We start from the raw sequence: 24,739 nt of genomic DNA on the forward strand, positions 1-24,739 counted from the left end.
GCGGCACACGATGACCGTGTACCGCAGCGCCGTCGGTGCCACCACCTACACCTTCGACGGCCTGATCGACCTGCTCGCCAAGGCCACCCCGCTGCGCAGCGGCGATCAGCTCGCCGGTTGCGCGGCCGAGACCGACGCCGAGCGGGCGGCCGCTCAGTGGGCGCTGGCCGAGGTGCCGCTGACGACATTCCTGTCCGAGGTGCTCGTGCCCTACGAGACCGACGAGGTCACCCGGCTGATCATCGACAGTCATGATCGGATCGCCTTCGCGCCGATCGCGCACCTGACCGTCGGCGGCCTGCGGGACTGGCTGCTCGCCGTCGCCGCGACCGAGGACGCGGCGGTGACACTGGCCGCGGTCTCGCCGGGACTCACCCCGGAGATGGTGGCCGCGGTCTCCAAGATCATGCGCAATCAGGACCTGATCGCGGTCGCGAAAGCCACCGAGGTGACCGCGGGATTCCGCACGACCATCGGCCTGCCCGGCCGCCTGAGCACCCGCCTGCAACCCAATCACCCCACCGACGACCCGCGCGGCATCGCCGCCGCCACCCTCGACGGACTGCTGCTGGGCTGCGGTGACGCGGTGATCGGCATCAACCCCGCCACCGACTCCCCGCAGGCCACCGCCGACCTGCTCCACCTCCTCGACGAGGTACGCCTGCGCTTCGACATCCCGACCCAGTCGTGCGTGCTCTCCCACGTCACCACCACCATCGGGCTGATCGAAGCGGGCGCGCCGGTGGACCTGGTGTTCCAGTCGGTGGCCGGCACCGAGGGCGCCAATACCGGTTTCGGCGTCAACATCTCGCTGCTGCGCGAGGGCAACGAGGCGGGCCGCTCGCTCGGGCGCGGGACGGTCGGCGACAACGTGATGTACCTGGAAACCGGGCAGGGTTCGGCCTTGAGCGCGAACGCGCACCTGGGCATCGGCGATCGGCCGGTCGACCAGCAGACCCTGGAGACCCGCGCCTACGCCGTCGCCCGGGATCTGCAACCGCTGCTGGTGAACACGGTCGTCGGCTTCATCGGCCCCGAATACCTCTACGACGGCAAACAGATCATCCGCGCCGGTCTCGAGGACCACTTCTGCGGCAAACTCCTCGGCCTGCCGATGGGCGTCGACGTCTGCTACACCAACCACGCCGAGGCCGACCAGGACGACATGGACACCCTGCTCACCCTGCTCGGCGCGGCCGGCTGCGCCTTCGTCATCGCCGTCCCCGGCGCCGACGACGTCATGCTCGGCTACCAGAGCCTGAGCTTCCACGACGCCCTCTACGCCCGCAAGGTCCTGAACCTGCGCCCCGCACCGGAATTCGAAGCCTGGCTGTCGGGATTGGGCATGCTCGACGCCAATGGCCGTGTACGACAAGTCGAACCACTGTCCTCACCACTACGAGCACTGGCGGGCACCCGATGAGCGCATCGCCGAACACCACACCGCGCTCGCCGGACGACACCGTGGCGACGAATCACGCTCCCGACCAAGACTTCTGGCGCGATCTACGCCGCAGTACCCAGTCCAGGATCGGGCTCGGGCGCACCGGCGACGCCCTGCCGACCACCGATGTCCTCGCCCTGCGCGCAGCCCATGCCGCCGCCCGCGATGCCGTGCACCTCCCGCTCGACGCGCCCGCGCTCACGGAGCAGGTGAGCGCACTCGGGCTCGGCACCCCGGTCACCGTCGCCAGCCGGGCGGGCGGGCGCGCCGAGTACCTTCGCCGCCCCGACCTCGGCCGCCTGCCCGCCGACCTGTCGGCCATCACCCCCAGCGGCGCCGATCTCGGTTTCGTCCTCGCCGACGGCCTGTCACCGCTGGCATTGAGCCAGCACGGCCCCGGCCTGCTCGCCGCCCTGGCCGCCGAGTTCGCGGGCCGCTACACACTGGCCGCACCCGTCATCGCCACCCAGGCCCGCGTGGCCCTCGGCGACCACATCGCCGAGGCGATGGGCGTGCGCACGGTCCTGGTGCTGATCGGCGAACGCCCCGGTCTCTCGGTCGCCGACTCCCTCGGCATCTACCTCACCCACCTCCCCCGCCCCGGCCGCGCCGACGCCGAACGCAACTGCATCTCCAACATCCACCCGCCCGACGGCCTCACCTACGCCGACGCCGCCCGCGTGGTCGCCGGTCTGGTGGCGGGCGCGCGCCGACTGGGCCGTTCCGGCGTCGACCTCAAGGACACCTCCCGCACGGACGCGCTCACCGCGACGGAGACGCACACCATCACGCCGTGACCGGGGCCCGGCGCGACTCGGCTCCGGCTCGATATGAGCCGGAGCCGATCGCTCCATAGAGTGTTCTCCATGATCCGCACCGCCGCCCTCGCCCATGTCCGCGACCGCAGGCTGATCCAGACGCGCCCGGAGGGCAAGGACGTCTTCTACATGGCGGGCGGCAAGATCGATCCCGGCGAGACCCCCTTACAGGCGCTACATCGCGAGATCGAGGAAGAACTCGGCGTCGGCCTGGCCGGTGTCGCCGAACTCGGCATCTTCGAGGCCGAGGCGTACGGCCACGCCACCAACACCGGTCTGCACATGACCTGTTTCCTGGCCGATCTCACCGGCGAACCCCACGCCACCGGCGAAATCGCCGAATTCCGGTACTTCACCGTCACCGAGTACGCCGCCATGGACCACGTCGCCCCCGGCTCGATGATGGTCTTCCGCCGCCTGCACGAACTCGACCTGATCGACTGGTGACGCCGTCCGAAACACCTGGGGCTGATGTGACGATCACATAGCTGTGACAGGGTCAGAAAGTACGGGCACCACCGAGTTGACCGCCGCGGAGCGCAGGGCAGCGCTGCGCCGGCTCGTCGTCCTCTTCGGACTGATGAACAAGATGATCGAACTCAGCGCCGCCGACGCACCGCGCCAGCTCGCCGAACACGCGGCCGCGGCGCGCGATCTGGTGGGTGAGCTGGTGACCGACATGGCCCAGCCCCGCGCCAGCTAACCGGTCTTGGGCTTGCGCTCGTCGGTGTCGATCGCGATCGCGCCGGGCTCGGTGCCGTCGTCGGCCTGCTGATCCGGTTCGGGATGCTCGGGCTCGAAGGTCTCGGGCAGTCCCTTGAGATGCTTGTTCATCGAACGCACCAGCAGGACCGTGCCCGCCAGCAGGACCAGCACGATCAGCAGCCCGAGCGGGGAGGCCTTACCGAACTCGGGTCCGGTGGGCGTGCTCTGAGCGAGGAAATCCACCATCACCGGTCGGCGTCCTCGATACCCGCGAACAGGTCGGTCTCCGGGATCGCGGTCGACACTCTCGTCTTGGCCAATTCGAACTCCTCGGTCGGCCAAAGCCGCTGCTGCAATTCCAACGGGATCGCGAAGAACGCCCCGTTCGGATCGATCTGGGTCGCGTGCGCGCGCAGGGCGTCGTCACGCTGGGGGAAATATTTGGAGCACTCGATCTGCGTGGTGATCCGGTTCATCGCGTCACCGCGCTTGAACTGCCGCATCCGGTCCAGCCACTCCTGCAGCGGGAACGGTTCGCCGATGCGCTCGTACTCCTCGGCGAAGGTCTCCAGGCGCTTCATGCTGAAGCCGTGGTCGTAGTACAGCTTGAGCGGCGTCCACGGTTCGCCCGCGTCGGGGAACTTCGCCGGATCGCCCGCGGTCTCGTAGGCGGCCATCGACACCTCGTGGCACCGGATGTGGTCCGGGTGCGGGTAGCCGCCGTTCTCGTCGTAGGTGGTGATCACGTGCGGCCGGAATTCCCGCACCACGCGCACCAGCGCCTCGGTGGACTCCTCGAGCGGGACCAGCGCGAAGCAGCCCTCGGGCAGCGGCGGCAGCGGGTCGCCCTCGGGCAGGCCCGAGTCGACATAACCCAGCCAGTGCTGGCGCACCCCCAGCGCGTGGGCGGCCGCGGCCATCTCCTCGCGCCGGACCTCCTCGATCCGGTCGAGGACACCGGGGGTGTCCATGGCCGGATTCAGGATGCTGCCGCGTTCACCACCGGTCAACGTCACGACAAGGACGTCGACGCCCTCGGCCGCGTACCTGGCCGTGGTCGCGGCGCCCTTGCTCGATTCGTCGTCGGGGTGGGCATGCACCGCCATGAGGCGAAGGCCACTCACGTCTCGTTCACCATCGCTCTCGCTCGCGGGTGTCAGAACTTCGTTCCCTATAGTTCCATCCGACCCACTGTTTGTTCCGACCACCCCCGGGAGCGAGAACCCATGACCGAGCCCGCACCGGACTCCGCGGCGACCTCGGCCGCCGCCGCAGCCCGACACGCCGAACGCTACGGCACAAAACCTCCGGCGCGCCGCGTGTGGATCGCGGTTCTACTCGGTGTGGGCGTTGTCATCGCCGGTTTCGGGGTGGCGTTCATGGGCTGGCAGAAATACGGCCCGAAGGCGATCGAGACCGAACAGCTCGGCTATGTGGTCGTCGACGACGCCACGATCGACGTGCGGATCAAGGTGACCCGCGCCGAACCCGAGCGCGATGTGGTCTGCTTCGTGCGGGCGATGGACCGCGATGGCGCCGAGGTCGGCAGGCGCGAAGTCCTGATCCCCGGTTCCGAGCACGGCAGCGTCCAGGTGAGCACCACGATCAAGTCCTCGGCGCGCCCCTCGGCGGGCGACATCTATGGCTGCACCGAGGAAGTACCGGGCTATCTACGCCTCCCATGAGCGGCCCCGCCTAGCCTGACCTGCATCTTTGTGAGACATGCTAAAATGGCCTGATACACGGTTCCGGGGCTCGGAGCCGTGTTTGCTGCATTGGCGGCCAGCGGTGCTGTTTCCGGGTTACGGGTTCACCCCCAGGATCGCTCCAGCCGTCGGGCTGGTGCATGCCCTCCCTTCGGAGGGTACCGCGCTGGTTTCAGGGAATCCCGGTGCGCCGGGAACAACTACTAGGGAGTGATCGAGATGACCGAGAATGTGACCTGGCTTACCCAGGAGTCGCACGACAGGCTCAAGGGCGAGCTGGACTCGCTCATTGCCAATCGTCCGGTCATTGCCGCCGAGATCAACGAGCGTCGCGAAGAGGGCGACCTCAAGGAGAACGGCGGCTACCACGCCGCGCGTGAGGAGCAGGGTCAGCAGGAGGCGCGTATCCGCCAGCTGCAGGAACTGCTGAACAACGCCAAGGTCGGCGTCGCCCCCACCAAATCCGGTGTCGCGCTTCCCGGTTCGGTCGTCACGGTCTACTACGACGGCGACGAAGGCGATACCGAGACCTTCCTGATCGCGACCCGCGAAGAGGGCCTCGGCGCTGCCGACCTGGAGACCTACTCGCCGAACTCCCCGCTCGGTGGCGCGCTGATCGACGCCAAGGTGGGCGAGACCCGCGAGTACACGCTGCCCAACGGCAACACCATGAAGGTGACCCTGGTCAGCGCGGAGCCGTACCACAGCTGAGCACGGTCTCGCCGAGCCCGCGCGGAACGAACCCGAACGCAAGCGGCCGCATCCGGATTCCGGATGCGGCCGCTTCGTCATCTGTGGGGTCCCGGACTCAGCTCAGTGCCTGCTCGACATCGGCGAGCAGATCGCTGATGTCCTCGATGCCCACCGAGAGGCGGACCAGGTCGGCGGGCACTTCCAGCTCCGAGCCCTCGGTGCTCGCGTGGGTCATCGCGCCGGGGTGCTCGATCAGCGATTCGATGCCGCCCAGCGATTCGGCCAGGGTGAAGATCTCGGTGCGCGAGCAGAACTTCAGCGCCGCCTCGCGGCCACCGGCCAGCCGCACCGAGATCATCCCGCCGCTGCGGCGCATCTGCTTCTGCGCGACCTCGTAGCCCGGATGGGTGGGCAGGCCGGGGTAGATGACGTGCGAGATGGCGGGGTGGTTGTTCAGGAACTCCGCGATCACCTCGGCGTTGTCGCAGTGCTTCTCCATCCGCACGGCCAGGGTCTTGATGCCGCGCAGCGTGAGGTAGGCGTCGAACGGGCCGGGGACCGCGCCCGCGCCGTTCTGCAGGAACGCGAACGCGGTGTCGAGTTCCTTGTCGTTGGTGATCAGCGCGCCACCGACGACATCGGAGTGGCCGCCCAGGTACTTGGTGGTCGAGTGCAGGACGATGTCGGCGCCCAGCAGCAGCGGCTGCTGCAGGTACGGGGTGGCGAAGGTGTTGTCGACGACGAGCTTGGCGCCCGCGGCGTGCGCGATGTCGGCCAGCGCGGGGATGTCACCGATGCTCAGCAGCGGGTTGGTCGGGGTCTCGATCCACACCAGCTTGGTGTTGGGACGGATGGCCGCGCGCACCGCGTCGAGGTCGGCGATGTGGGCGGGCGAGTGCTCGATGCCCCACTGGCTGAAGACCTTGTCGATGAGCCGGAAGGTGCCGCCGTAGGCGTCGTCGGGGATGACGATGTGGTCGCCGGGGCGCAGGCACGCGCGCAGCGCACAGTCGGTGGCCGCCATGCCCGAGGCGAACGCGCGCCCGTAGCTGCCCGACTCGATGGCCGCGAGGTTGGCTTCCAGCGCCGTGCGGGTCGGATTGCCGGTGCGCGCGTACTCGTAGCCACCGCGCATCCCACCGACGCCGTCCTGGGCGAAGGTGGAGCTCGCGTAAATGGGTACATTGACGGCACCGGTCTGAGGATCGGGTTCATATCCGGCATGCACGGCCTTGGTCGAGAATCCCAGCTCACTCATGAGCCTCAGACTAGTTGGCCGGTTTCGGCCCGTTGCGCAGGGGTATTTGGTATGCACGAACTGTCGGATTCGGGCGCGGGGCTGCGGTTAGGCTGGCGCCATGGTGACAGTCGAAGAGTTGTTCGCGATCGATCCGCTGCTGTCGTCCGAGGAGCGCGAAATCCGCGACACGGTGGCCCGATTCGGGGAGCGCAGGCTGCGGCCGCACATCGCCGACTGGTTCGAGGACGGCACGTTCCCGGCGCGTGAGATCGCGCCGGAGCTGGGAAAGCTCGGCTTGCTGGGGATGCACCTCGAGGGTTACGGCTGCGCGGGCGCGTCGGCGACCGCCTACGGGCTCGCCTGCCAGGAGCTCGAAGCGGTCGATTCCGGCGTGCGCAGCATGGTGTCGGTGCAGGGCTCCCTCGCCATGACGGCCATTCATTTCTTCGGCTCCGAGGAGCAGAAGCAGCAGTATCTGCCCGCGATGGCGGCCGGTGAGCTGATCGGCTGCTTCGGCCTCACCGAACCCGACTTCGGCTCCAACCCCGGCGGCATGCGCACCCGGGCGCGCCGCGACGGCGACGACTGGATCCTCAACGGGTCCAAGATGTGGATCACCAACGGCTCGGTGGCCGATGTCGCGGTGGTGTGGGCCTACGCCGAGGAATTCGGCGACGAGAAGCCGCGGGTGCGCGGCTTCCTGGTCCCGGCGGGCACGCCTGGCTTCACCACCCGCGAGATCCACCGCAAACTCTCGCTGCGCGCATCGCTCACCGCCGCACTCGATTTCGACGACGTGCGCCTGCCCGCCGACGCGCTACTGCCCGAATCCCGCGGCCTGAGCTCGCCGCTGGCCTGCCTGAGCGAGGCCCGCTTCGGCATCATCTTCGGTGCCCTCGGCGCGGCACGGGACTGCCTGAGCGCGGCCATCGACTACGCCCGCACCCGCGAGGTGTTCGACAAGCCGCTGGCGGGTTACCAGCTCACCCAGGCCAAGCTCGCCGACATGGCGCTGGAGCTGGGCAAGGGCCAGCTGCTGGCGCTGCATCTGGGCCGCTTGAAGGATCGGCACGAGATCACCGGCGAGCAGATCAGCGCGGGCAAGCTCAACAGCACCCGCGAGGCGATCGCGATCGCGCGCGAGTGCCGAACCATCCTGGGCGCCAACGGGATCACGCTGGACTATCCGGTGCTGCGGCACGCCAACAATCTGGAATCGGTGCTCACCTACGAGGGCACGGCCGAGGTGCACCAGCTGGTGCTCGGCAAGGCGCTCACCGACGCCAACGCGTTCCGGTAGGTCAGGTTCCGGCCGGTAGCGGGGCGGTGACCGGTGCCGGCCGGATCAGTCCGCTCGCGAAGGCCAGCGCCAGCACGGCGACGACCACGGCGAGCACCGTCAGCGCGAGCGGCACGGTGATCGCCGTCGGGATGCCGACGACCGACAGACTGGCCACTCCCCCGCAACCCCAGACGAGGGCGGCGGTGAGACGGCCCAACAGGGGTGCGTAGGCCGAACGCCGCAGCGCGGACACGACTCCCGTCTGCGCCGCGTACCCCACGACAGCTGCGAAGATCGGGTTCATGCCGAGCAGCTGGACGGCCGGGTCGGTGACGTGCACAGCGGATCCTTTCGCTCGCCGAGCTGGTTTGCCGAAAGTTCTCTCGAGTTGAGTTATACCCGCTCAGAATCCATCGGACGCCCGGTTCGCGCAACTCCAACGAACCCCCTTCGCTCACCCTGCGGCACTGGACGATTGATCACCAGGCTGCCAGGCGCAGGATCGGCCGAGTACGAAGCGCCATCAGCGCCTGGTGATCACCTGACCAGCGGCGGGAGTTCGAGGTTCTCGCGGTAGGTGGCGCCGAGGTAGTCGGAGTCGATGAGGTTGCGGCGGCGGAGTTCGGGGAGCAGGCCGTTGAGGACGAAGTCGCTGGTGCGGGGGTCGAGGAGGCCGCCGAGGGTGATGACGTCGAGGACGTTCGCGCGGTAGCGCTCCTCGATGGCGTCGGCGAGTTGTTCGGGGGTGCCCGCGGCGGCCCAGTGGCCGGTGTCCTTGGCGGCGACGATGAGTTCGCGCAGGGTGGCGCCGGTGGCGGCCAGTTTGGTGAAGATCTCGACCCGGCCGCGTCTGCGGTGCACCGAATCCACCTGCGGCAGCAGTGATTCCGGGAGTGACTTGTCCAGGGGCAGGTCGGACAGGTCGACGTTGCCACCGAGCATGTCGGCCAGCTGGGCGCGGCCCGCGTCGAAATCGGTGGCCTCGGCCGCCTCGCGGACCAGCCGCAGCGCCTCGGCCTCGGTCGCGCCGTAGGTGGCGTGGAAGGAGCTGAAGATCAGCGGCAGACCGTCGGGCCTGCCGAGTTCGGCCGCCCGGGTGCGGATCTTCTTCGCGTAGGTGACCGCGTCCTCGAGCGTGGGCAGCGAGGTGAACACCACCTCGGCGAAGCGGGCGCCGAGCTCGATGCCGCCCGCGGACTGCCCGGCCTGGAACTGCACCGGCCTGCCCTGCGGCAGCGGCGGGATGTTCAGCGGGCCGCGCACCGAGAAGTACTCACCCGCGTGCTCGATCGGCCGCACGAGGGTCTCGTCGAGGACCGTGCCGCCCTGCCCGTCGGCCCGCAGCGCACCCGGCTGCCAGCTGTCGAACAGCTCGTTGACCACCTCGAGCGCCTCGGTGGCCCGGGCGTAGCGCTGTTCCGGGCTCGGCAGGTCGCCGTCGCCGTAGTTCTCCTCGCCGAGCGAGGAGGTCACCGCGTTCCAGGCGGCGCGCCCGTTGGAAATGTGATCGAGGGTGCCGAACAGCCTGGCCAGGTTGTAGGGGTGGTGGAAGGTGGTGGTGACGGTGGCGATCAAGCCGATGTCGGTGGTCACCGAGCTCAGCGCGGCCAGCTGGACGATCGGTTCCTGGGCGCCGATCGCGCCCTGGGCGCCGAAGGACAGCAGGTCGGCGGCGAAGAGCGCGCCGATCTTGTGCTCCTCGGCGATCTTGGCGATACGCACCGCCTCGTCGAGGGTGGAGCGGGTCGGATCCAGTGCCGCGGCGTACACATCGCGCGATCCGCTCACGCCCGTGACGGTCTTCAGTTTCCGACGATCGGTGCCCATGGGCACCAGTGCAGCAGGACTGGCGCGGGGCGGCCATGGTTGCACTCAGCGGAATTCGATGGGAATGCTGGATCGCGTGGAATTCACCAGAACTCGGCCGCTGTGATCGATCGCACGAATTTTCCCGGTTCGCTATAAAATTGCTACCATCTTGTGATGTTTGCGCCCGGCCCCGCGTTGCTCGAATCATCGGCACGTCGACACCTTCAGCAACTGAACATCGAATTCGGCGAACCGGCGCTGGCCGCGGCCGCCACGCTGCCCGCCCTGTCGGCACAGCTGGATCAGCACGCCGCCGCGGTGCGCGACATTCTCGAATTCGGCGTCGAGGACTCCGCGCGTATTCCACTGAGCGTGCTGCTCGACGGATATGTGCGCGGACTGCTCGACCATTTCGCCGAGGCCGACGGAATCGTGGCGGGCCCGCCGCGGTCCTGGCCCGAGGCCGACTGGCTGCAACTGCGCCTGGCCGCGATCTGCCAGTACGCCGCCGTCGAACCCACCGCCGCGGCCTGAACACGACGGCGGCGCCCCGCCACCGCGACGGTGACGCGACGCCGGCGCCGGTTGGTCAGCGAGCCGTTTCACCACCCGATCCCGGGGTGACCCACCGTTCCTGTTCGGAGTAGGCGGTCGTGGTGACCCCTTCGCCCGCCCGCGCGGCGTCCTCACGCCCGCGCTGGTAGGCCTCGGCGTGCCCCTTCATGGCGGGCATCTCCGCCTCCAGGTTGCCCAGCCAGTTGTTCCAGCGCTGCTCCATCGGCCGCACCAGGCCGCCGCCGACACCGACCACCAGGATGCCGCCGATGGTGGCGAGGACCGCGATCAGGATCGGCGTTGTCACCGCGGTCGCGACGCCGATCTGGTTCAGCGCGGCGATGATGCCGATACCCCAGATGAACACCGCGGCGATCCGGCCGAGCATGGTCCCGTAGGACAGCCCGCCCAGCACATTGCTGATCATCTCGCTGACCGCGTGGGCGATGGCACCCGCGATCACCACGATCACGATCGCCACCGCCGCCTTGGGCAGCCAGGCCACGATGCCGGTGAGCAGATCACTGACCGGGTTCGGCCCGAACACCCCGAAACCGATCTGCAAGGCGATCAGCAGAATGGCGTAATAGGCGATCTTGGCGAGCAGATCGGAGGCGTCATATTTGCTGCGGGACATCATTTTCCGGATCTGCCCACGTTCGACCAGTCGATCGAAGCCGACGCGCTCGAGCACCGCGTTGACGATCTTCGCGACAATTTTCGCGATGATCCAGCCGACGATCAGAATGGCGACGAAGGCAGCCGCCTTGGGAACGAATTGCGCGACCGAACTCCACGCGTCAGTCAAGCCCTGCTGGAAATCGATCGCAACGACGGAGGTATCCACAGCACTTCCTTTCGCTCTTCCCGGCCGCCGCGGCCGATTTGCCGAAGCGCCTGCTCCGAGTATCTACCCGAGATATCGGTATCGAATCAGTGTGTAGCGAGAACGTTGCCTGGCGACCGGTCAGCGGCCGGGTCTTGCGTCCGCCCCGAGCTCGAGTCACAGTAAGTAAGCGGTTACTTACCTGAGAGGTGACATGGCGACCACATCGCGAGACCGGATCATGACCGAGGCGTTGCGCCTGTTCGGCGAGCAGGGCTTCGCCAAGACCTCCGTCGCGCAGATCGAACAGGCCGCCGGTCTCTCCGGCGGCTCGGGCGCGCTGTACCGGCATTTCAAGTCCAAGGACGAACTGCTCGTCCAGGCGGTCGCGGCCCGGCTGGAGGATCGCGGTGAATGGGAGCAGTTCCTCGCGCCCGATTTCTCCATCGCCGACATGCTGGCGGAGCTCTCCCCCGCTGGCCGCACGGTCGACAAGCTCCTCACCCTGGGCCGGGTCGGCCTGGCGCGCCTGGACCACGATCGCGATGTCACCCGGATCCTGTTGCGCGACAACTCGATCCCCGCGCCGCTGCTGGAAGTGTTCCGGCAGCAGGAGTACGCGGTGGTGATGTCGACGGTCACCCGCGCGCTGGTCGAGCTCGCCGGTGACCAGGCGCGCGAGCAGGATTGGGACGCCACCGCCGCGGTACTGGTCGGCGCGCTGGCCCACTTCTGGATGATGCACGACATCTTCGACGGCGGTCACCCGGCCGATGTCGACACCGACCGGTATCTGCGGGCCACCGCGGAACTGGTCGCCGCCCGGATCGACTGGGTGGACACCGATCCCGCCCCACGCCGCACGGCGGGGGTCGTTTCCCCGGAGGTTTCTCGATGACAACACCCATCACCGTCGTCGGCGGCGGTCTGGCCGGTCTCACCGCGGCGATCGCCACCGCCGAAACCGGCGTGCCGGTCCGGCTGTTCGAAGCGCACAAGACCCTGGGCGGGCGCGGCCGTGCCACCCCACCGCCGCACGTCGCGCACGACGGCGCGCACGTCTTCTACGCCGACGGCCCGCACTACACCTGGTTGAAGGAGCGCGGATTCGTCGCCGGGCTCGGCTGGCCCCCGCTCTCCAGCGCCGCCAGGGTCGGCTTCCGCACCGACGGCCGGATCAGGAAGCTGCCGCCGGTGGGCATGCTGCGCGCGCAGTCACGCAAAGCGTTGAGCGCGCCCGTCGACGTCGACTTCCACACCTGGGCGGCGGCACGCTGGGGTGAGCGCACCGCCACGCAGTTGGCCAACGCGATCAGCGTGGCGACCTACGACGCGAACACCGGCCGGCTGTCGGCCGCCTTCGTCTGGGGCCTGTTCCAGCGCGTGTTCGGACCGAAGGTGCCCGGAGTGCGGTGGGTGCGCGGCGGCTGGCAGCAGACGATCGACCGGATGGTCGCCCGCGCGACAGAACTCGGCGTCTCGATCGAAACCGGGGCGCGGATCACCGAACTGCCCACCGGTGGGCCCGTGATCGTCGCCACCGAACTCGACTCCGCACGCCGGCTACTCGGCGATGAATCCCTGTACGGCACCAGCGGTTTGGCCGCGCTGCTCGATCTCGCGGTCACCGAGGACCGCCGCGACCGGCACATCGTCTCCGACCTGGACGAGGGCGGCTTCCACGAGTGCTACACCATGCAGGACGACACCATCGCCCCCGCGGGCGAATCCCTCTATCAACTCCAGATGCCGGTGCGCGACAACGAATCCCGCGCCGACGCCCACGAGCGCCTGGAACTCTTCGCCGACGCCGTCCTCCCGGACTGGCGCTCGCGCACCACCTTCCGCCGCACCGCCACCGCCAAGAACCGCACCGGCGCCCTCGACCTGCCCGGCACCACCTGGCGCGACCGCCCCGCCATCGACCGCGGCAACGGCGTCTACCTCGCCGGTGACATGGTCGCCGCGCCCGGCATGCGCGGCGAGATCTCCATCAACAGCGCCATCACCGCCGCGGCGTCCGCGGTCGCCGCGGTCCAGGCGACCGGCCAACGCTCCACCCGCTGACCACCAGGTCCCGGCCGAAATTCGGTTGCGGCCGGGACCACCCGGTTCCTACGGTGTCCGCCATGACATGTTCCGCGTTCACTCGTCTCCGCCACGCCCGGGCTCTGGCCCGCTAGCGGACGCGAATACTTTCTTCGGCGTCCACCGGCGCGCCCAGGGCCCTTCGAGACTCATTCGACTCGAGGACCCGAGAGGGCTACTGCTGTGGCGCAGGATCACACCCACCGAAACCATTCACACACCCAACGCAAGATCACCGGCAAGACCGGTGGACGTACCCCACGCGACCAGGCGAGAAGGACGCTGTCCCAGAATTTCCTGGTGGATACGGCCGTCGTCGACGCGATGCTCGCCGTCGCCGAACCCACCGGATTCGTCCTGGAACCCGGCGCGGGCGAGGGCGTGCTCACCCGCGCGCTGGCCGGGCAGGGCACCCAGGTCACCGCGTACGAAATCGACCCGCTCCTGGCCGCCCGGCTCACGGCGCGCACCCACGCCGACCACCGAATCCGGGTGATCCGAGGCGATTTCACCAAGGCCACGGCACCGAGAACCCCCTTCGCCGTGGTGGGCAACATTCCCTATTCCGCCACCGCCGCGATCGTCGACTGGTGCCTCACCGCCCCCGCCCTGACCTCGGCGACCCTGCTCACCCAGCGCGAATACGCCCGCAAACGCACCGGCGACTACGGCCGCTGGAGCCTGCGCACCGCGACGACCTGGCCCTGGTTCACCTGGGAACTGCGCGGATCGGTCCCCCGGACCAGCTTCCGCCCGATCCCTTCGGTCGACTCCGCGATCCTCCACATCGCCCGCCGCCCGAAACCACTGGTGCCACACCATGATTCCTACGTCGACCTGGTCCGCACCGCCTTCTCCGGAATCGGCGGCACCGTCCGCGCCTCCCTCCACACCCGCTACCAGGGCGTGGACAGGGCCCTGACCGCCACGGGCATCGCCGACGACACCATCGTCGCCCACGTCCACCCGGATCAGTGGGTGACACTGCACGCGCTGCTCACCCACTGATTCCGCCCGAGCTTTCCGCATCGGGAGAATATTCGGAGACCCGCCTGGAAAACCTTTCCGAAATTAACTATTCAGAGTGAATATCTAATCGCAGACAATGATGATTTCAAACTCGTGAATTGATGATTTCGACACGAAAGAATGGCGGCCGGGCTATATTTTTCGAACACCCCGAATTGCGGTCCGACAACCCATCGTACCGTTGCTCAACATTTCCTGGAGACAGCCATGAGATCGACCTCGCCCCTGCTTCGCGCCGGCATCCTCGCCCCGGTGGCCATCGCCACCGTCTTCTGTCTGGCCCCACCGGCACACGCCGACCCCATCAGCGTGAACTGGAGCTGCCGGGGCACCATCCTCGGCATCGGTCAGACCTCCAGCATGACCACCTCGGTGACCGGTACCGCGCCGGGCTCGGCGGCGTCGGGCTCCGCGGTGGCCATCACCGTCACGCCGGGCGCCTCGTCGGTTCCCAGTTCGGCGTCCGGCTTCACCGTCAACAACATCAGCAATCTGAAGATGACCATTCCGGCTCCGGCGAATTCGACATTGGTTTCGGCCACCGTCTCCGGCGGCACGGTGGCGGGCACTGTCGACACCTCGAGCGGGAATGTCGTCCTGACCGTGCCGGGACCCATCGCGGGCGGCACCAGCTTCACCCCGCCCGCGGTGACCATCAACGTCACCGCGGGCGCCGCCGGAACGCCGATCACCAGCAAGTACGCGGGCACCAGCTACACCAGCCCCGGCATGACGATGACGACCAACGTGTCGTTCGTCGGCAATGTCGCGACCGCGTGCTACCCGAACCCCTCGCCGACTCTCACCACCACCTCGGTCACCTGAGCCGGCCGGGTTTCCGTTCCCGATAACCATTGGCCCACTTACGGTTTGGTGAAGTGGGCACTTGGACCGAATTGCGCGATGCGCGGCATCGCGTCGGCGGTGGTGTCGTACAGTGCATGTCCGACACCACCGCGCCAGGAGCGGTGTCGGCTCTCGTGATGTTCGTCAGCCACGGTTCGGGCTGCCGATCCGAGCGGTTGCCTGTTTCCAGTGATCGAGGGGAACGCCTGTGCGCCCTAGACCAACCGAACCCGCCCGGATCTCGGTCGAGCTCAAAAGGGCCCTGGAGTTCTATCACGGAACCGTCGAGGAGCTGACCCGCGAACTGATCAGGGTGCTCGGCGTGAACGAGACCGATCGGCGGGCGCTGGAGATCGTCCTGCTCGAGGACGAGAAGGGCACGACGCCGGGACTGCTGGCCGAACGGCTCGGCCTCACCTCCGCCGGTGTCACGATCATGCTCAACCGGCTGGAGAAGCAGGGCTACATCGCGCGCTCGCTGCACCCGACCGACCGTCGTCGCGTGGTGGTGATGGCCACCGAACTCGCGGCCCATCGAGTACAGGAACTCGTCGTACCCATATTCGTCGAGAGCTACAAGATGCTGCTGAAGTATTTCGACCCCGCCGAACTGGAGACAATCGCGGACTTTCTCACCCGCGCCGGTGAATTACAGCGAATTCACCGGCAACGGCTGCGCGACGTGGATCCCTATTCGAGGACCTGAGAATCTCGGTCCCGAAAGTCTGGAATCAGATCGACCCCGTGCTCAGGAAGCCGAGGAGGTCGTGGCGGGTGATGACGCCGACCGGCTTGCCGTCTTCGACGACCATCAGGGCGTCGGTGTCGGAGAGGGCCTTGGTGGCGCTGGAGAGGGGTTCGCCGGAGCCGATCAGGGGGAACGAGGGGCTCATGTGCTGGGCGACGGAGTCGGTGAGCTGGGCGCGGCCCTCGAAGACGGCGGAGAGCAGGTCGCGTTCGGTGACGCTGCCCGCCACCTCGCCCGCCATGACGGGCGGTTCGGCGCCGACGACGGGCATCTGGGAGACGCCGTATTCGCGCAGGATCTCGATGGCGTCGCGCAGGGTTTCCGACGGGTGGGTGTGCACCAGGTCGGGCAGGGCGCCGGACTTGCCGCGCAGGACGTCGCCGACCAGGGGTTCGGGCCCGGCTTCGAGCGGAGTGGTCAGGAAGCCGTAGGAGCTCATCCACTTGTCGTTGAAGATCTTCGACAGGTAGCCGCGGCCACCGTCGGGCAGCAGCACGACGACGACGGCCTCGGGATCACGACGGGCCACCTCGATCGCGGCGACCACGGCCATACCGCAGGAACCGCCGACCAGCAGGCCCTCCTCGCGGGCCAGGCGCCGGGTCATCTCGAAGGAGTCGGCGTCGGAGACGGCGATGATCTCGTCGGGGATGGACGGGTCGTAGGCGGTGGGCCAGAAGTCCTCGCCGACGCCCTCGACCAGGTAGGGGCGGCCGGTGCCGCCGGAGTAGACCGAGCCCTCGGGATCGGCGCCGACGATCTTGACCTTGCCGCCGGAGATCTCCTTGAGGTAGCGGCCGGTGCCGCTGATGGTGCCGCCGGTGCCGACGCCCGCGACGAAGTGGGTGATCTTGCCTTCGGTGTCGCGCCAGATCTCGGGACCGGTGGACTCGTAGTGGCTCTCCGGGCCGCCCGGGTTGGAGTACTGGTTGGGCTTCCAGGCGCCCTCGATCTCACGGACCAGTCGATCGGAGACGTTGTAGTAGCTGTCGGGGTGCTCCGGCGGCACGGCGGTCGGGCAGACCACGACCTCGGCGCCGTAGGCACGCAGCACGTTGCGCTTGTCCTCGCTGACCTTGTCCGGGCAGACGAACACGCACTTGTACCCGCGCTGCTGGGCGACCAGCGCCAGACCGACGCCGGTGTTGCCGGAGGTGGGCTCCACGATGGTGCCACCGGGCTTGAGCAGTCCGTCCTTCTCGGCGGCCTCGATCATCTTGACCGCGATCCGGTCCTTGGAGCTGCCGCCCGGGTTGAGGTATTCGATCTTGGCGGCCACCAGGCCCGCGTCCGGGCCGACCACCGAGTTCAGCCGAACCAGGGGGGTGTTACCGATGAGGTCGACCACGTGATCCGCAATGCGCATGCTCTCCATCGTTGCAGAACCATAGCTCGGGGGCTCGACCTGGTCGGATCCTGTGAGCAGTGGCACCGTCTCCGGCGGGCCACGTCGTAGAATTTTCCAGTGTGAGCGCACCTCGAATCAGCTGGCGGACCGCGGTTGTCACCGGGGCGACCACGGTGCTCGCCGGGTCCGGCGCCGGCACCGTTTCCTGGGCCACCTATCGCCTGCTGATGACCCAGGCCGGGGCCGCTCGCGCGGTCATCGGCCGCGACACCTCCAAGCCGCCGGAGGCCGACGGCGTGTACGCGCCCGGCGCCGTACTGCCCGAGCCGTGGCGCAAGGGCACGCCCGTCGATCTGCATCTGATGGTCTTCGGCGATTCCACCGCCGCCGGGCTCGGCTGCCTCAGCGCCGCCGACGTGCCGGGGGTGCGGGTGGCCCGCGGGCTGGCCGAGGCCACCGGGCTGCGCATCCGGCTCAGCACCAAGGCGATCTCGGGCGCCACCTCCAAGGGCCTGGCCGGGCAGGTCGACGCGATGTTCGTGGCGGGGCCAGCGCCCGACGCGGCGGTCATCCTGGTCGGCGCCAACGACATCACCAAGAAGCACTCGATCCGGGCCTCGGCGCGCAGGCTGGCCACGGCGGTGGCACGGCTGCGCCAGGCCGACGCGCTGGTGGTGGTCGGCACCTGCCCGAACCTGGGCACCGTCACCGCGATCCCGCAGCCACTGCGCACGGTGGTGGCGAACTGGAGTGTGCGCCTGGCCAAGGCGCAGACAGTCGCGACCAAGGTGGCCGGCGGCATCGCGGTGCCGATGGGTTCACCGCTGGTCGCCTCCGAGTTCAAGGCCTCGCCGGAGATCCTCTTCGCCACCGACGGGTTCCATCCCTCCGCGGCCGGGTACGAACTGGCCGCGGCACAACTGCTTCCTGTTCTGGTCGAAGCCGTGCGTACTCGCCCTGCCCTTCCGATAGCGCACAGCGAGACGTAGATTCAGAAATGACCGGTATGTAAACAGCCGTTCACGCAGCCATCTGAAAAGGAGTCCTCATGCCAGAGGCCGTCATCGTCTCCACCGCCCGCTCCCCCATCGGTCGTGCCGTCAAGGGTTCACTGGCGGGAATGCGTCCGGATGACCTGACCGCGCAGATGGTGCAGGCTGCGCTGGCCAAGGTGCCCGCGCTCGACCCGACGCAGATCGACGACATCATCCTCGGCACCGGCTCGCCCGCCGGTGAGGGTGGCTTCAACCAGGGCCGCATCGTCGCCGTGAAGCTGGGTCTCGACGTGGTGCCCGGCACCACCGTGCACCGCTACTGTGCGTCCTCACTGCAGACCACCCGGATGGCCTTCCACGCGATCAAGGCCGGCGAGGGCGACGTGTTCATCTCCGCCGGCGTCGAAACCGTCTCGCGCTACGCCAAGGGCTCGGCCGACAGCTGGCCCGACACCAAGAACCCCGAGTTCGCCGAGGCCGAGGCCCGCACCGCCAAGACCGCCGAGGGCGGCGCCGGTGTGTGGCACGACCCGCGCACCGACGGCCTGATCCCCGACGCCTACATCGCGATGGGCCAGACCGCCGAGAACGTCGCCGGGCTGAAGGGCATCTCCCGCGAGGACCAGGACCACTGGGGCGTGCGTTCGCAGAACCGCGCGGAGGAGGCCATCAAGAGCGGCTTCTTCGAGCGCGAGATCACCCCCGTGACGCTGCCCGACGGCACCGTCGTGAGCAAGGACGACGGCCCGCGTGCCGGCGTCACCTACGAGGCGGTCAGCCAGCTCAAGCCGGTGTTCCGTCCCGACGGCACCATCACCGCGGGCAACTGCTGCCCGCTCAACGACGGCGCGGCCGCGCTTGTCATCATGAGCGACACCAAGGCCAAGGAGCTGGGCCTCACCCCGCTGGCCCGCATCGTGTCCACCGGTGTCTCCGGCCTGTCCCCCGAGATCATGGGCCTCGGCCCGATCGAGGCGGTCAAGAAGGCCCTCGCCCTGGCGGGCAAGACGGTCTCCGACATCGACCTGTTCGAGATCAACGAGGCCTTCGCGGTGCAGGTGCTCGGTTCGGCGCGTGAGCTGAAGATCGACGAGGACAAGCTCAACGTCTCCGGTGGCGCGATCGCGCTGGGTCACCCGTTCGGCATGACCGGTGCCCGCATCACCACCACCCTGCTGAACAACCTCACCACCTACGACAAGCAGTTCGGCGTGGAGACCATGTGCGTCGGCGGCGGCCAGGGCATGGCCCTCGTCATCGAGCGCCTCAGCTGAGGTAGACCGAAAAAAGCGGCCCACCTCGATGAGGTGGGCCGCTTTTCGTTGTCGGATCAGTCGCGCTGGAAGTAGCTCAGCAGGCGCAGGATCTCGATGTAGAGCCAGACCAGGGTGATGGTCAGGCCGAGGGCGACGCCCCAGGCGGCCTTCTCGGGGGCCTGGGCGCGGATCAGCTGATCGGCGGCGTCGAAGTCCAGCAGGAAGCTGAACGCGGCGATGGCGATGCAGACCAGGCTGAACACGATGGCGAGCGGGCCGCCGTCGCGCAGGCCGAAGCCGCCGTCGGTGAAGAAGCTCGCGACCAGGTTGCCGACCATCAGCACCAGCACGCCGACCATGGCGCCGATCAGCATGCGGGTGAAGCGCGGGGTGACGCGGATGGCGCCGGTCTTGTAGACCACGAGCATGCCGAAGAACACGCCGAAGGTGCCGAGCACCGCCTGGCCGATCAGGGCGCTACCGCCCACACCGCCGAAGGTGACGTCGGTGAACATCAGCGACAGCGCGCCGAGGAACAGGCCCTCGAAGGCCGCGTAGGACAGGACGATGGCGGGGTTGTCCATCTTGCGACCGAAGGTCGCGACCAGGACGAGCACCAGGCCGATGATGCCGCCGCCGATGACGAACAGCGGTGCCAGCGACGGATTCGCCGTGGACAGCGCGTAGGAGGCGATCGCCGCGACGGTCAGCACCGCGAGGGTGATGCCGGTCTTGGTGACCACGTCGTCGATGGTCATCGTGCGGGTGGCGGGGCCCTGCTGGTATGGCTGGCCGTACTGCTGCCCGTACTCGCCGTACTGCTGCTGCTTACCCAGCTGGACCGCGCCGGCCGTGCCCGAACCGAAGTTCGCGTAACCGCCGACTCCCTCTTGGCGAGGTAAGTTCTTGAACACCGGATTCGATGAGGTACGCACCGTGCGCCTTTCTTGGAGTGGTTTGTCGCTGTACAGCTCCAACTGCCCTGTCCAACGCGCCACGATCGGACAAAGTTCCCAGTGACCCGGCCACTGACCGCATCACCGCCCGTTCGGACAAATCGGACTCTACCGTGTTCGAGCCGCTCTCTCGATGTACGTCTCTATCGTTGTACGTCGCGCAGACCACGAACGGACCGCGTCACCGTGAACTTCTGGTTCCGTCCGATGACGTCGGTGTGCCCCACCATCCGCTCGACCACCCCGCGATAGTTCAGGTGCGAGTTGTAGACCGTCCACAGCTCGCCACCGGGCCGCAGCACCCGCCCGGTCTCGGCGAACATCTTGATCGCCGAGCCGGTGTGCACGGCCGCCCCGACGTGGAACGGCGGATTGCACAGCACCAGGTCGGCGCTGTTGTCCGCGGCCGAGGACATGGCGTCGTCACGCACCACCGTCACCCGGTCGGCGACGTCGTTGGCGGCCGCGGTGGCCCTGGCCGAGGCGACCGCCGCGGCGGACTGATCGGTGCCGACCACCCGGATGTGCGGGCGGGACTTGGCCAGCGCCACCGCCAGGATGCCGGTGCCGCAGCCCAGATCGATGGCCTCGCGGGCGTCGGGCTTCATCCGGTCGAGGTGTTCGAGCAGGAAGCGGGTGCCGATGTCGAGGCGCGGGCCGGAGAACGCGGCGCCGAAGGCGACGACGTCACCGTTGATCTCGATGAGGTGCTCACGAACCGGGAACCGCGACTCGCCGACCGGCAGCGCCCCGTCGACGACGAGCACCCGCGACTTCTGCCTGCCCCGCCCCGCCTGCACCCGGGCGAAGGATTCGGCGAGCACGCCGTTCATGGCCGGGGTCAGGTACTTGTCGCGCCCGCCCGCGAAGACCACCACGTCCTCGGCGGCGTAGCGCGCGATGGCCTCGGCCGTCTCGGCCAGACCGGACAGCATCCTGGGCAGGCGCATCAGGACCAGGCGCGCGCCCGTGAGCAGGTCGGCGTCGAGGGCGTGGGTGCTGTAGCGGTCGGTGAGCCCGAGGTTCTTGGCATTGCCCGCGAGCGCGAGTTCGCCGGTGATCAGGTCCTGGTGCACCCGCAGGCCGGTGAGGTCGTGCCGGGTGGCCGCGCCGATGGTGAGCGCGCCGTAGGCATCGGCGATCACCGCAACCTCGCCGCTACCCACGGCTGCCAGCGCGTCCGCGGCGGTGTCGAGGATCAATCGATCGGCCGCGTCGACGGCATAGAGGTTCGGCGCCTCCACGTCCGGATACCGGCGCAGCCGGTTCAATACGTCCTCGACACTGTCCACCCGACAAGTGTGCTAGATCGTTGCCCCACCGTCACATCCGACCCTGATATCCGTCGGTGGTCTTGCTCACAGTGCGGTGTCATACCATGTATTTCGGTGAGCACGAACAGCTTCCACCGATTTGCGACACCCTTGCAGATGAGCCCGGATCGCACGCTCGCACGAATCCCGTTGTTCCCCAGCATTTCGACCCGAGACGGCGAGCTGTCCACACCACCGCTGACCAGCGGCGGGCGCATCGTCGGCCCAGTCGTGGGCTCCACCGCCCGTCACGGGCCGCCGACCGGCCCGTCACCTGTGCCGAGCCCGTCACGAACCGGCTCCCCAGCAAACTTGCCGTAGCCGAACACGCCCGCCTTTCCTCCCCCCATCGGCCCCCTCCCCCTGCGTACCATCGGCCCCATGCGCAACGCCCCCGTGTTCGTGCTGATCGCCGCCGCGGCGCTGATACTGCCCGGCTGCGGGACCGACGACGCGCCGGCCGCGTCGCCGTCGACGACGACGAGCACCACCAGCACCTTCGTCGAAGCGCCCGGCGAGGGGCCCACCGACGCGGACCCGAAGTCCGGTCCGGCCGACGCGGGTGCCGCGCTCACCGTCACCGACATCAGGGTCGGTAGCCAGCCCGGCTTCGACCGGGTGGTCTTCGAACTCGGCGGCACCGGGTCGCCCGGCTGGCAGGTCGCCTACACCGACAGCGCGGTGCAGGACGGCAGCGGTCGCGCCGTCGACGTGGCGGGCCGGTCGATCCTCGAGGTCCGCATCCTCGGCTCGGCCTACCCGTTCGACTCGACCGTCCCGCCGTATGCCGGACCCGATCCGGTGACCGACCCCGGCGCGCCCGGCATCACCGGGGTATACAAGTCGCTGGTCTACGAGGGCGTCACCCAGTCGTTCATCGGCGTCGACGCCGACCGGCCGCCGTTCGCCGTCAGCGCGCTGGCCGACCCCCCGCGCCTGGTCGTCGACATCGCCACCCAGTAGGCCTACCCCTACCGTGTGCGGGTATTAGCGCCGAACGATCGCGCTGGTTAGACTGGCCGCCGTGATCGACCAGCCTCCGCATCCGCGGGCCCTCGGCATCGCCAGGGCCCTCGCCGTGCTGACGCTGCTGGCCGGAATCGTCGCCATGCATTCGGCGGTCTTCGCCCCGGCCTCGGCCCATGCCGCCCACACCGTCGAGAGCGGATCGACCGCACACCAGCCCCCGGGACCGACGATCACACCCATGTCCGAGGGGCGACCGGCCACCACCGAGCCGGTCGCGCAACTGGTCGCGCACAGCGCCGAACCACAACCGGCCGCACACGACGCCGACGAACAACCGGCCACCCGCACTGCCGAGGTGCACGCGCTCGGCGCGGAAGAAGTCGTGGTCGCGCGCGAGTCGGACGACACCCACGCCGCGGGCACCGGCTGTGGCGCCCCCGGCTGCTCCGAGCACGCGGCCGTGCACGCCTGCGTCTTCATCCTCGCCGCATTCGCCATCGCGTTGAGCCTGGTCCTGCTCTACCGCCTCGGCGACACCTCGGCCGAGGCCCGTTCGGTGTCGAAGATCTCGCGCGGCCGACGCCGTCGACCACCACCGTGGACCGTTCTCACGCTCTCCCAACTGGCGATTCTGCGGATCTGATGGACCGGCCGTCACCGGCCCGCTCTGCCAGAAACCCACACCGAATCCCCAGGAGGATCACCATGTCCATCAGCCGTACCCGAATCACGACCGTCGCCGTCGCCGCAGCAGCCGTCCTGCTCGTCGCGGGGTGTAGCGACGACAGCTCCGAGTCCACCCACACCGGCGAGCACGCCACGACGACCACCTCGACCAGCGCGACGGCCGCGGCTCGCACCGATTTCAACGACGCCGACGTCACCTTCCTGCAGATGATGTACCCGCATCACGCGCAGGCGGTCGAGATGGCGCAGCTGGTGCCGAGCCGCACGAGCAACGCCGAGCTCATCGCGCTCGCCGAGCAGGTGGAGCGGGCCCAGGCCCCGGAGATGGCCCAGATCACCGAGCTGCTGACCAGCTTCGGCAAGCCCGCGCCGACCGCGAGCGAGGGCCACGAGGGCCACGCGATGCCGGGGATGATGACCGACGAGCAGATGAGCGCGCTGGAATCGGCCACCGGCGCCGACTTCGACCGGCAGTGGCTGGAGATGATGATCGCCCACCACGAGGGCGCGGTCGACATGGCCGAGACCGAGCTGGCCGAGGGCACCAACCCCGAGGCGCGTCAGCTCGCGACGACGATCGTGGCCGATCAGGAGGCCGAGATCACCACCATGCGCGGCCTGCTCGACCAGGGCTGATCAGGGGGTGTGCCGGGGTCGGAGCGGCCCCGGCGCACGTCTCGGTTGGTCATCGAAATCGCCGTCGCGAGCTGACGCCACCCGTACCGAGCCAGTACGGTCGATATGTTCGGCATCGGCGCATCTCGGTGACCGGCGGTCCTTGAGGGAGGAGAGGAACATGCGAGTACAGGAACGAGTGAGGCTCGGCGCCGCGCTCGCGGTCACCGCGGCGGGGGTGATCCTGCTCAGCGGCTGCACCAACAACGTGCAGGGAACGGCCGAAGCCAATCAGACCGATCTCGCCGCCTACACCTCCGAGGTGGCCGCGGCGCGGGCCGCGAAGATCGAGCGGGCCAATGTCGGCGCCTGCGACGGTCTGCGCGCGGCCAACAAGAGTTCGGTGGCCTCCTTCAACGCCTACATCGAGGCGAGCAACAACCGCGCGCCCGACACCGACACCAAGGCCAACGACGCCGTCGCCACGCTGCGCAACAACGCCAAGGACCTCGACCGCAAGATCACCGAGGACGTGGTCGCCGAGGTCGCCGAGCCGCTGCGCACCTACCGCGACAACACCAACACCCTGGCCGACACGCTCGACCGCCGCGCGCCCACCGACGAGCTCAACGGCGTGATCGATGTGTTCAACGGCGCCAAGGACGAGGCGATCGAGATCTGCCGCTCCTACGACTGAGGACCCCATGATTGGGGGCACGTCAGCGGCCGAAAACGCGTAACAGGAACGCTACCGTTCACGATTCTTTCCGGAGTCCGTCTTCCGGGAGGGTTGTGTGCGCGGCTATCTGAA

General features: G+C 68.5%; 28 protein-coding genes. 19 read left to right on the plus strand and 9 right to left on the minus strand.

The window, feature by feature from the left end; genetic code table 11:
- The first annotated feature begins 10 nt into the window (after positions 1–10).
- From ACFVVM_RS12850 to ACFVVM_RS12865, 4 genes are all read left to right on the plus strand, one after another.
- Positions 11–1,423 carry an ethanolamine ammonia-lyase subunit EutB gene (locus tag ACFVVM_RS12850; RefSeq protein ID WP_387616981.1) on the plus strand — a complete coding sequence of 471 codons (1,413 nt, stop codon included), beginning with the start codon at positions 11–13 and terminating at the stop codon, positions 1,421–1,423.
- Positions 1,420–2,241, plus strand: a complete 822-nt coding sequence (gene eutC / locus ACFVVM_RS12855) for an ethanolamine ammonia-lyase subunit EutC (RefSeq protein ID WP_387616983.1) — start codon at positions 1,420–1,422, stop codon at positions 2,239–2,241. The genes ACFVVM_RS12850 and eutC overlap by 4 nt, the downstream gene beginning before the upstream one ends.
- A 69-nt stretch (positions 2,242–2,310) precedes the next feature.
- Positions 2,311–2,709 (plus strand): NUDIX domain-containing protein, encoded by a 399-nt coding sequence (locus ACFVVM_RS12860; protein WP_387616985.1) that lies wholly within the window; start codon positions 2,311–2,313, stop codon positions 2,707–2,709.
- A 43-nt stretch (positions 2,710–2,752) separates the two neighbouring features.
- Positions 2,753–2,965, plus strand: coding sequence for a hypothetical protein (locus tag ACFVVM_RS12865; RefSeq protein ID WP_387616987.1), 213 nt, complete (start codon positions 2,753–2,755; stop codon positions 2,963–2,965).
- On the opposite strand, the gene ACFVVM_RS12870 is transcribed toward ACFVVM_RS12865, so the two are convergent.
- Entirely contained in the window at positions 2,962–3,213 is a 252-nt protein-coding gene (locus ACFVVM_RS12870) for a hypothetical protein (protein WP_387616989.1), read from the minus strand. The two genes, ACFVVM_RS12865 and ACFVVM_RS12870, sit on opposite strands and share 4 nt — an antisense overlap.
- Positions 3,213–4,073, minus strand: coding sequence for a mycothiol conjugate amidase Mca (gene mca, locus ACFVVM_RS12875; RefSeq protein WP_387619174.1), 861 nt, complete (start codon positions 4,071–4,073; stop codon positions 3,213–3,215). Before mca ends, ACFVVM_RS12870 begins: the two co-directional genes overlap by 1 nt.
- Before the next feature lie 120 nt (positions 4,074–4,193).
- Here mca and ACFVVM_RS12880 point away from each other — a divergent pair, with 120 nt between their 5' ends.
- Both ACFVVM_RS12880 and greA read left to right on the plus strand, forming a co-directional pair.
- Positions 4,194–4,652 carry a DUF4307 domain-containing protein gene (locus ACFVVM_RS12880; RefSeq protein WP_387616991.1) on the plus strand — a complete coding sequence of 153 codons (459 nt, stop codon included), beginning with the start codon at positions 4,194–4,196 and terminating at the stop codon, positions 4,650–4,652.
- A gap of 240 nt (positions 4,653–4,892) precedes the next feature.
- The gene (gene greA / locus ACFVVM_RS12885; protein ID WP_071929989.1) at positions 4,893–5,384 is read left to right on the plus strand and encodes a transcription elongation factor GreA; all 492 of its coding nucleotides are present in this window, start codon (positions 4,893–4,895) and stop codon (positions 5,382–5,384) included.
- 97 nt (positions 5,385–5,481) lie between these two features.
- On the opposite strand, the gene ACFVVM_RS12890 is transcribed toward greA, so the two are convergent.
- Positions 5,482–6,624 (minus strand): cystathionine gamma-synthase, encoded by a 1,143-nt coding sequence (locus tag ACFVVM_RS12890; RefSeq protein WP_387616993.1) that lies wholly within the window; start codon positions 6,622–6,624, stop codon positions 5,482–5,484.
- 100 nt (positions 6,625–6,724) lie between these two features.
- Between ACFVVM_RS12890 and ACFVVM_RS12895 the strand changes: the two genes are divergently transcribed.
- On the plus strand, positions 6,725–7,906 hold the full coding sequence (locus ACFVVM_RS12895; protein ID WP_387616995.1) for an acyl-CoA dehydrogenase family protein: 1,182 nt from the start codon (positions 6,725–6,727) through the stop codon (positions 7,904–7,906).
- Between the two features lies 1 nt (position 7,907).
- Here ACFVVM_RS12895 and ACFVVM_RS12900 read toward each other — a convergent pair whose 3' ends face one another.
- Both ACFVVM_RS12900 and ACFVVM_RS12905 read right to left on the minus strand, forming a co-directional pair.
- A complete protein-coding gene (locus ACFVVM_RS12900) occupies positions 7,908–8,228 on the minus strand; it encodes a hypothetical protein (RefSeq protein WP_387616997.1) in 321 nt (106 codons plus the stop codon).
- A 197-nt stretch (positions 8,229–8,425) separates the two neighbouring features.
- Complete coding sequence (locus tag ACFVVM_RS12905; RefSeq protein ID WP_387616999.1) at positions 8,426–9,715, minus strand: NtaA/DmoA family FMN-dependent monooxygenase; 1,290 nt, start codon at positions 9,713–9,715, stop codon at positions 8,426–8,428.
- Between the two features lie 156 nt (positions 9,716–9,871).
- Between ACFVVM_RS12905 and ACFVVM_RS12910 the strand changes: the two genes are divergently transcribed.
- Complete coding sequence (locus tag ACFVVM_RS12910; protein ID WP_387617001.1) at positions 9,872–10,231, plus strand: DUF6401 family natural product biosynthesis protein; 360 nt, start codon at positions 9,872–9,874, stop codon at positions 10,229–10,231.
- Between the two features lie 55 nt (positions 10,232–10,286).
- Here the strand turns inward: ACFVVM_RS12910 and ACFVVM_RS12915 are convergent, their stop codons facing one another.
- On the minus strand, positions 10,287–11,099 hold the full coding sequence (locus tag ACFVVM_RS12915; protein WP_387617003.1) for a hypothetical protein: 813 nt from the start codon (positions 11,097–11,099) through the stop codon (positions 10,287–10,289).
- Between the two features lie 193 nt (positions 11,100–11,292).
- On the opposite strand from ACFVVM_RS12915, the gene ACFVVM_RS12920 reads away from it, so the two are divergent.
- From ACFVVM_RS12920 to ACFVVM_RS12940, 5 genes are all read left to right on the plus strand, one after another.
- Positions 11,293–11,976: a TetR/AcrR family transcriptional regulator gene (locus tag ACFVVM_RS12920; protein WP_387617005.1), complete on the plus strand. Its 684-nt coding sequence runs from the start codon at positions 11,293–11,295 to the stop codon at positions 11,974–11,976.
- Positions 11,973–13,145 carry an FAD-dependent oxidoreductase gene (locus ACFVVM_RS12925; protein ID WP_387617007.1) on the plus strand — a complete coding sequence of 391 codons (1,173 nt, stop codon included), beginning with the start codon at positions 11,973–11,975 and terminating at the stop codon, positions 13,143–13,145. Before ACFVVM_RS12920 ends, ACFVVM_RS12925 begins: the two co-directional genes overlap by 4 nt.
- A 252-nt stretch (positions 13,146–13,397) precedes the next feature.
- Positions 13,398–14,174, plus strand: coding sequence for a 23S ribosomal RNA methyltransferase Erm (erm, locus tag ACFVVM_RS12930; RefSeq protein ID WP_387619177.1), 777 nt, complete (start codon positions 13,398–13,400; stop codon positions 14,172–14,174).
- A 228-nt stretch (positions 14,175–14,402) separates the two neighbouring features.
- Entirely contained in the window at positions 14,403–15,020 is a 618-nt protein-coding gene (locus tag ACFVVM_RS12935) for a hypothetical protein (protein WP_387617009.1), read from the plus strand.
- 229 nt (positions 15,021–15,249) lie between these two features.
- Complete coding sequence (locus ACFVVM_RS12940; RefSeq protein WP_387617011.1) at positions 15,250–15,747, plus strand: MarR family winged helix-turn-helix transcriptional regulator; 498 nt, start codon at positions 15,250–15,252, stop codon at positions 15,745–15,747.
- Between the two features lie 25 nt (positions 15,748–15,772).
- Here ACFVVM_RS12940 and ACFVVM_RS12945 read toward each other — a convergent pair whose 3' ends face one another.
- Positions 15,773–17,155: a cystathionine beta-synthase gene (locus tag ACFVVM_RS12945; protein WP_387617013.1), complete on the minus strand. Its 1,383-nt coding sequence runs from the start codon at positions 17,153–17,155 to the stop codon at positions 15,773–15,775.
- Between the two features lie 101 nt (positions 17,156–17,256).
- Between ACFVVM_RS12945 and ACFVVM_RS12950 the strand changes: the two genes are divergently transcribed.
- Together ACFVVM_RS12950 and ACFVVM_RS12955 are read left to right on the plus strand one after the other, a co-directional pair.
- The gene (locus ACFVVM_RS12950; protein WP_387617015.1) at positions 17,257–18,126 is read left to right on the plus strand and encodes an SGNH/GDSL hydrolase family protein; all 870 of its coding nucleotides are present in this window, start codon (positions 17,257–17,259) and stop codon (positions 18,124–18,126) included.
- A 59-nt stretch (positions 18,127–18,185) separates the two neighbouring features.
- The gene (locus ACFVVM_RS12955) at positions 18,186–19,406 is read left to right on the plus strand and encodes an acetyl-CoA C-acetyltransferase (protein ID WP_387617017.1); all 1,221 of its coding nucleotides are present in this window, start codon (positions 18,186–18,188) and stop codon (positions 19,404–19,406) included.
- 56 nt (positions 19,407–19,462) lie between these two features.
- On the opposite strand, the gene ACFVVM_RS12960 is transcribed toward ACFVVM_RS12955, so the two are convergent.
- Both ACFVVM_RS12960 and ACFVVM_RS12965 read right to left on the minus strand, forming a co-directional pair.
- Positions 19,463–20,323: a Bax inhibitor-1/YccA family protein gene (locus ACFVVM_RS12960; protein ID WP_387617019.1), complete on the minus strand. Its 861-nt coding sequence runs from the start codon at positions 20,321–20,323 to the stop codon at positions 19,463–19,465.
- A 164-nt stretch (positions 20,324–20,487) separates the two neighbouring features.
- Entirely contained in the window at positions 20,488–21,636 is a 1,149-nt protein-coding gene (locus tag ACFVVM_RS12965; protein WP_387617021.1) for a class I SAM-dependent methyltransferase, read from the minus strand.
- 402 nt (positions 21,637–22,038) lie between these two features.
- Here ACFVVM_RS12965 and ACFVVM_RS12970 point away from each other — a divergent pair, with 402 nt between their 5' ends.
- From ACFVVM_RS12970 to ACFVVM_RS12985, 4 genes are all read left to right on the plus strand, one after another.
- Positions 22,039–22,620: a hypothetical protein gene (locus ACFVVM_RS12970; RefSeq protein ID WP_387617023.1), complete on the plus strand. Its 582-nt coding sequence runs from the start codon at positions 22,039–22,041 to the stop codon at positions 22,618–22,620.
- 61 nt (positions 22,621–22,681) lie between these two features.
- Entirely contained in the window at positions 22,682–23,269 is a 588-nt protein-coding gene (locus ACFVVM_RS12975; protein ID WP_387617025.1) for a hypothetical protein, read from the plus strand.
- A 62-nt stretch (positions 23,270–23,331) separates the two neighbouring features.
- Positions 23,332–23,949, plus strand: coding sequence for a DUF305 domain-containing protein (locus ACFVVM_RS12980; protein ID WP_387617027.1), 618 nt, complete (start codon positions 23,332–23,334; stop codon positions 23,947–23,949).
- 160 nt (positions 23,950–24,109) lie between these two features.
- Positions 24,110–24,625: a hypothetical protein gene (locus tag ACFVVM_RS12985; RefSeq protein WP_387617029.1), complete on the plus strand. Its 516-nt coding sequence runs from the start codon at positions 24,110–24,112 to the stop codon at positions 24,623–24,625.
- Positions 24,626–24,739 lie beyond the last annotated feature (114 nt).

This window comes from Nocardia sp. NPDC058176 (assembly GCF_042883805.1).
Classification (GTDB): domain Bacteria; phylum Actinomycetota; class Actinomycetes; order Mycobacteriales; family Mycobacteriaceae; genus Nocardia.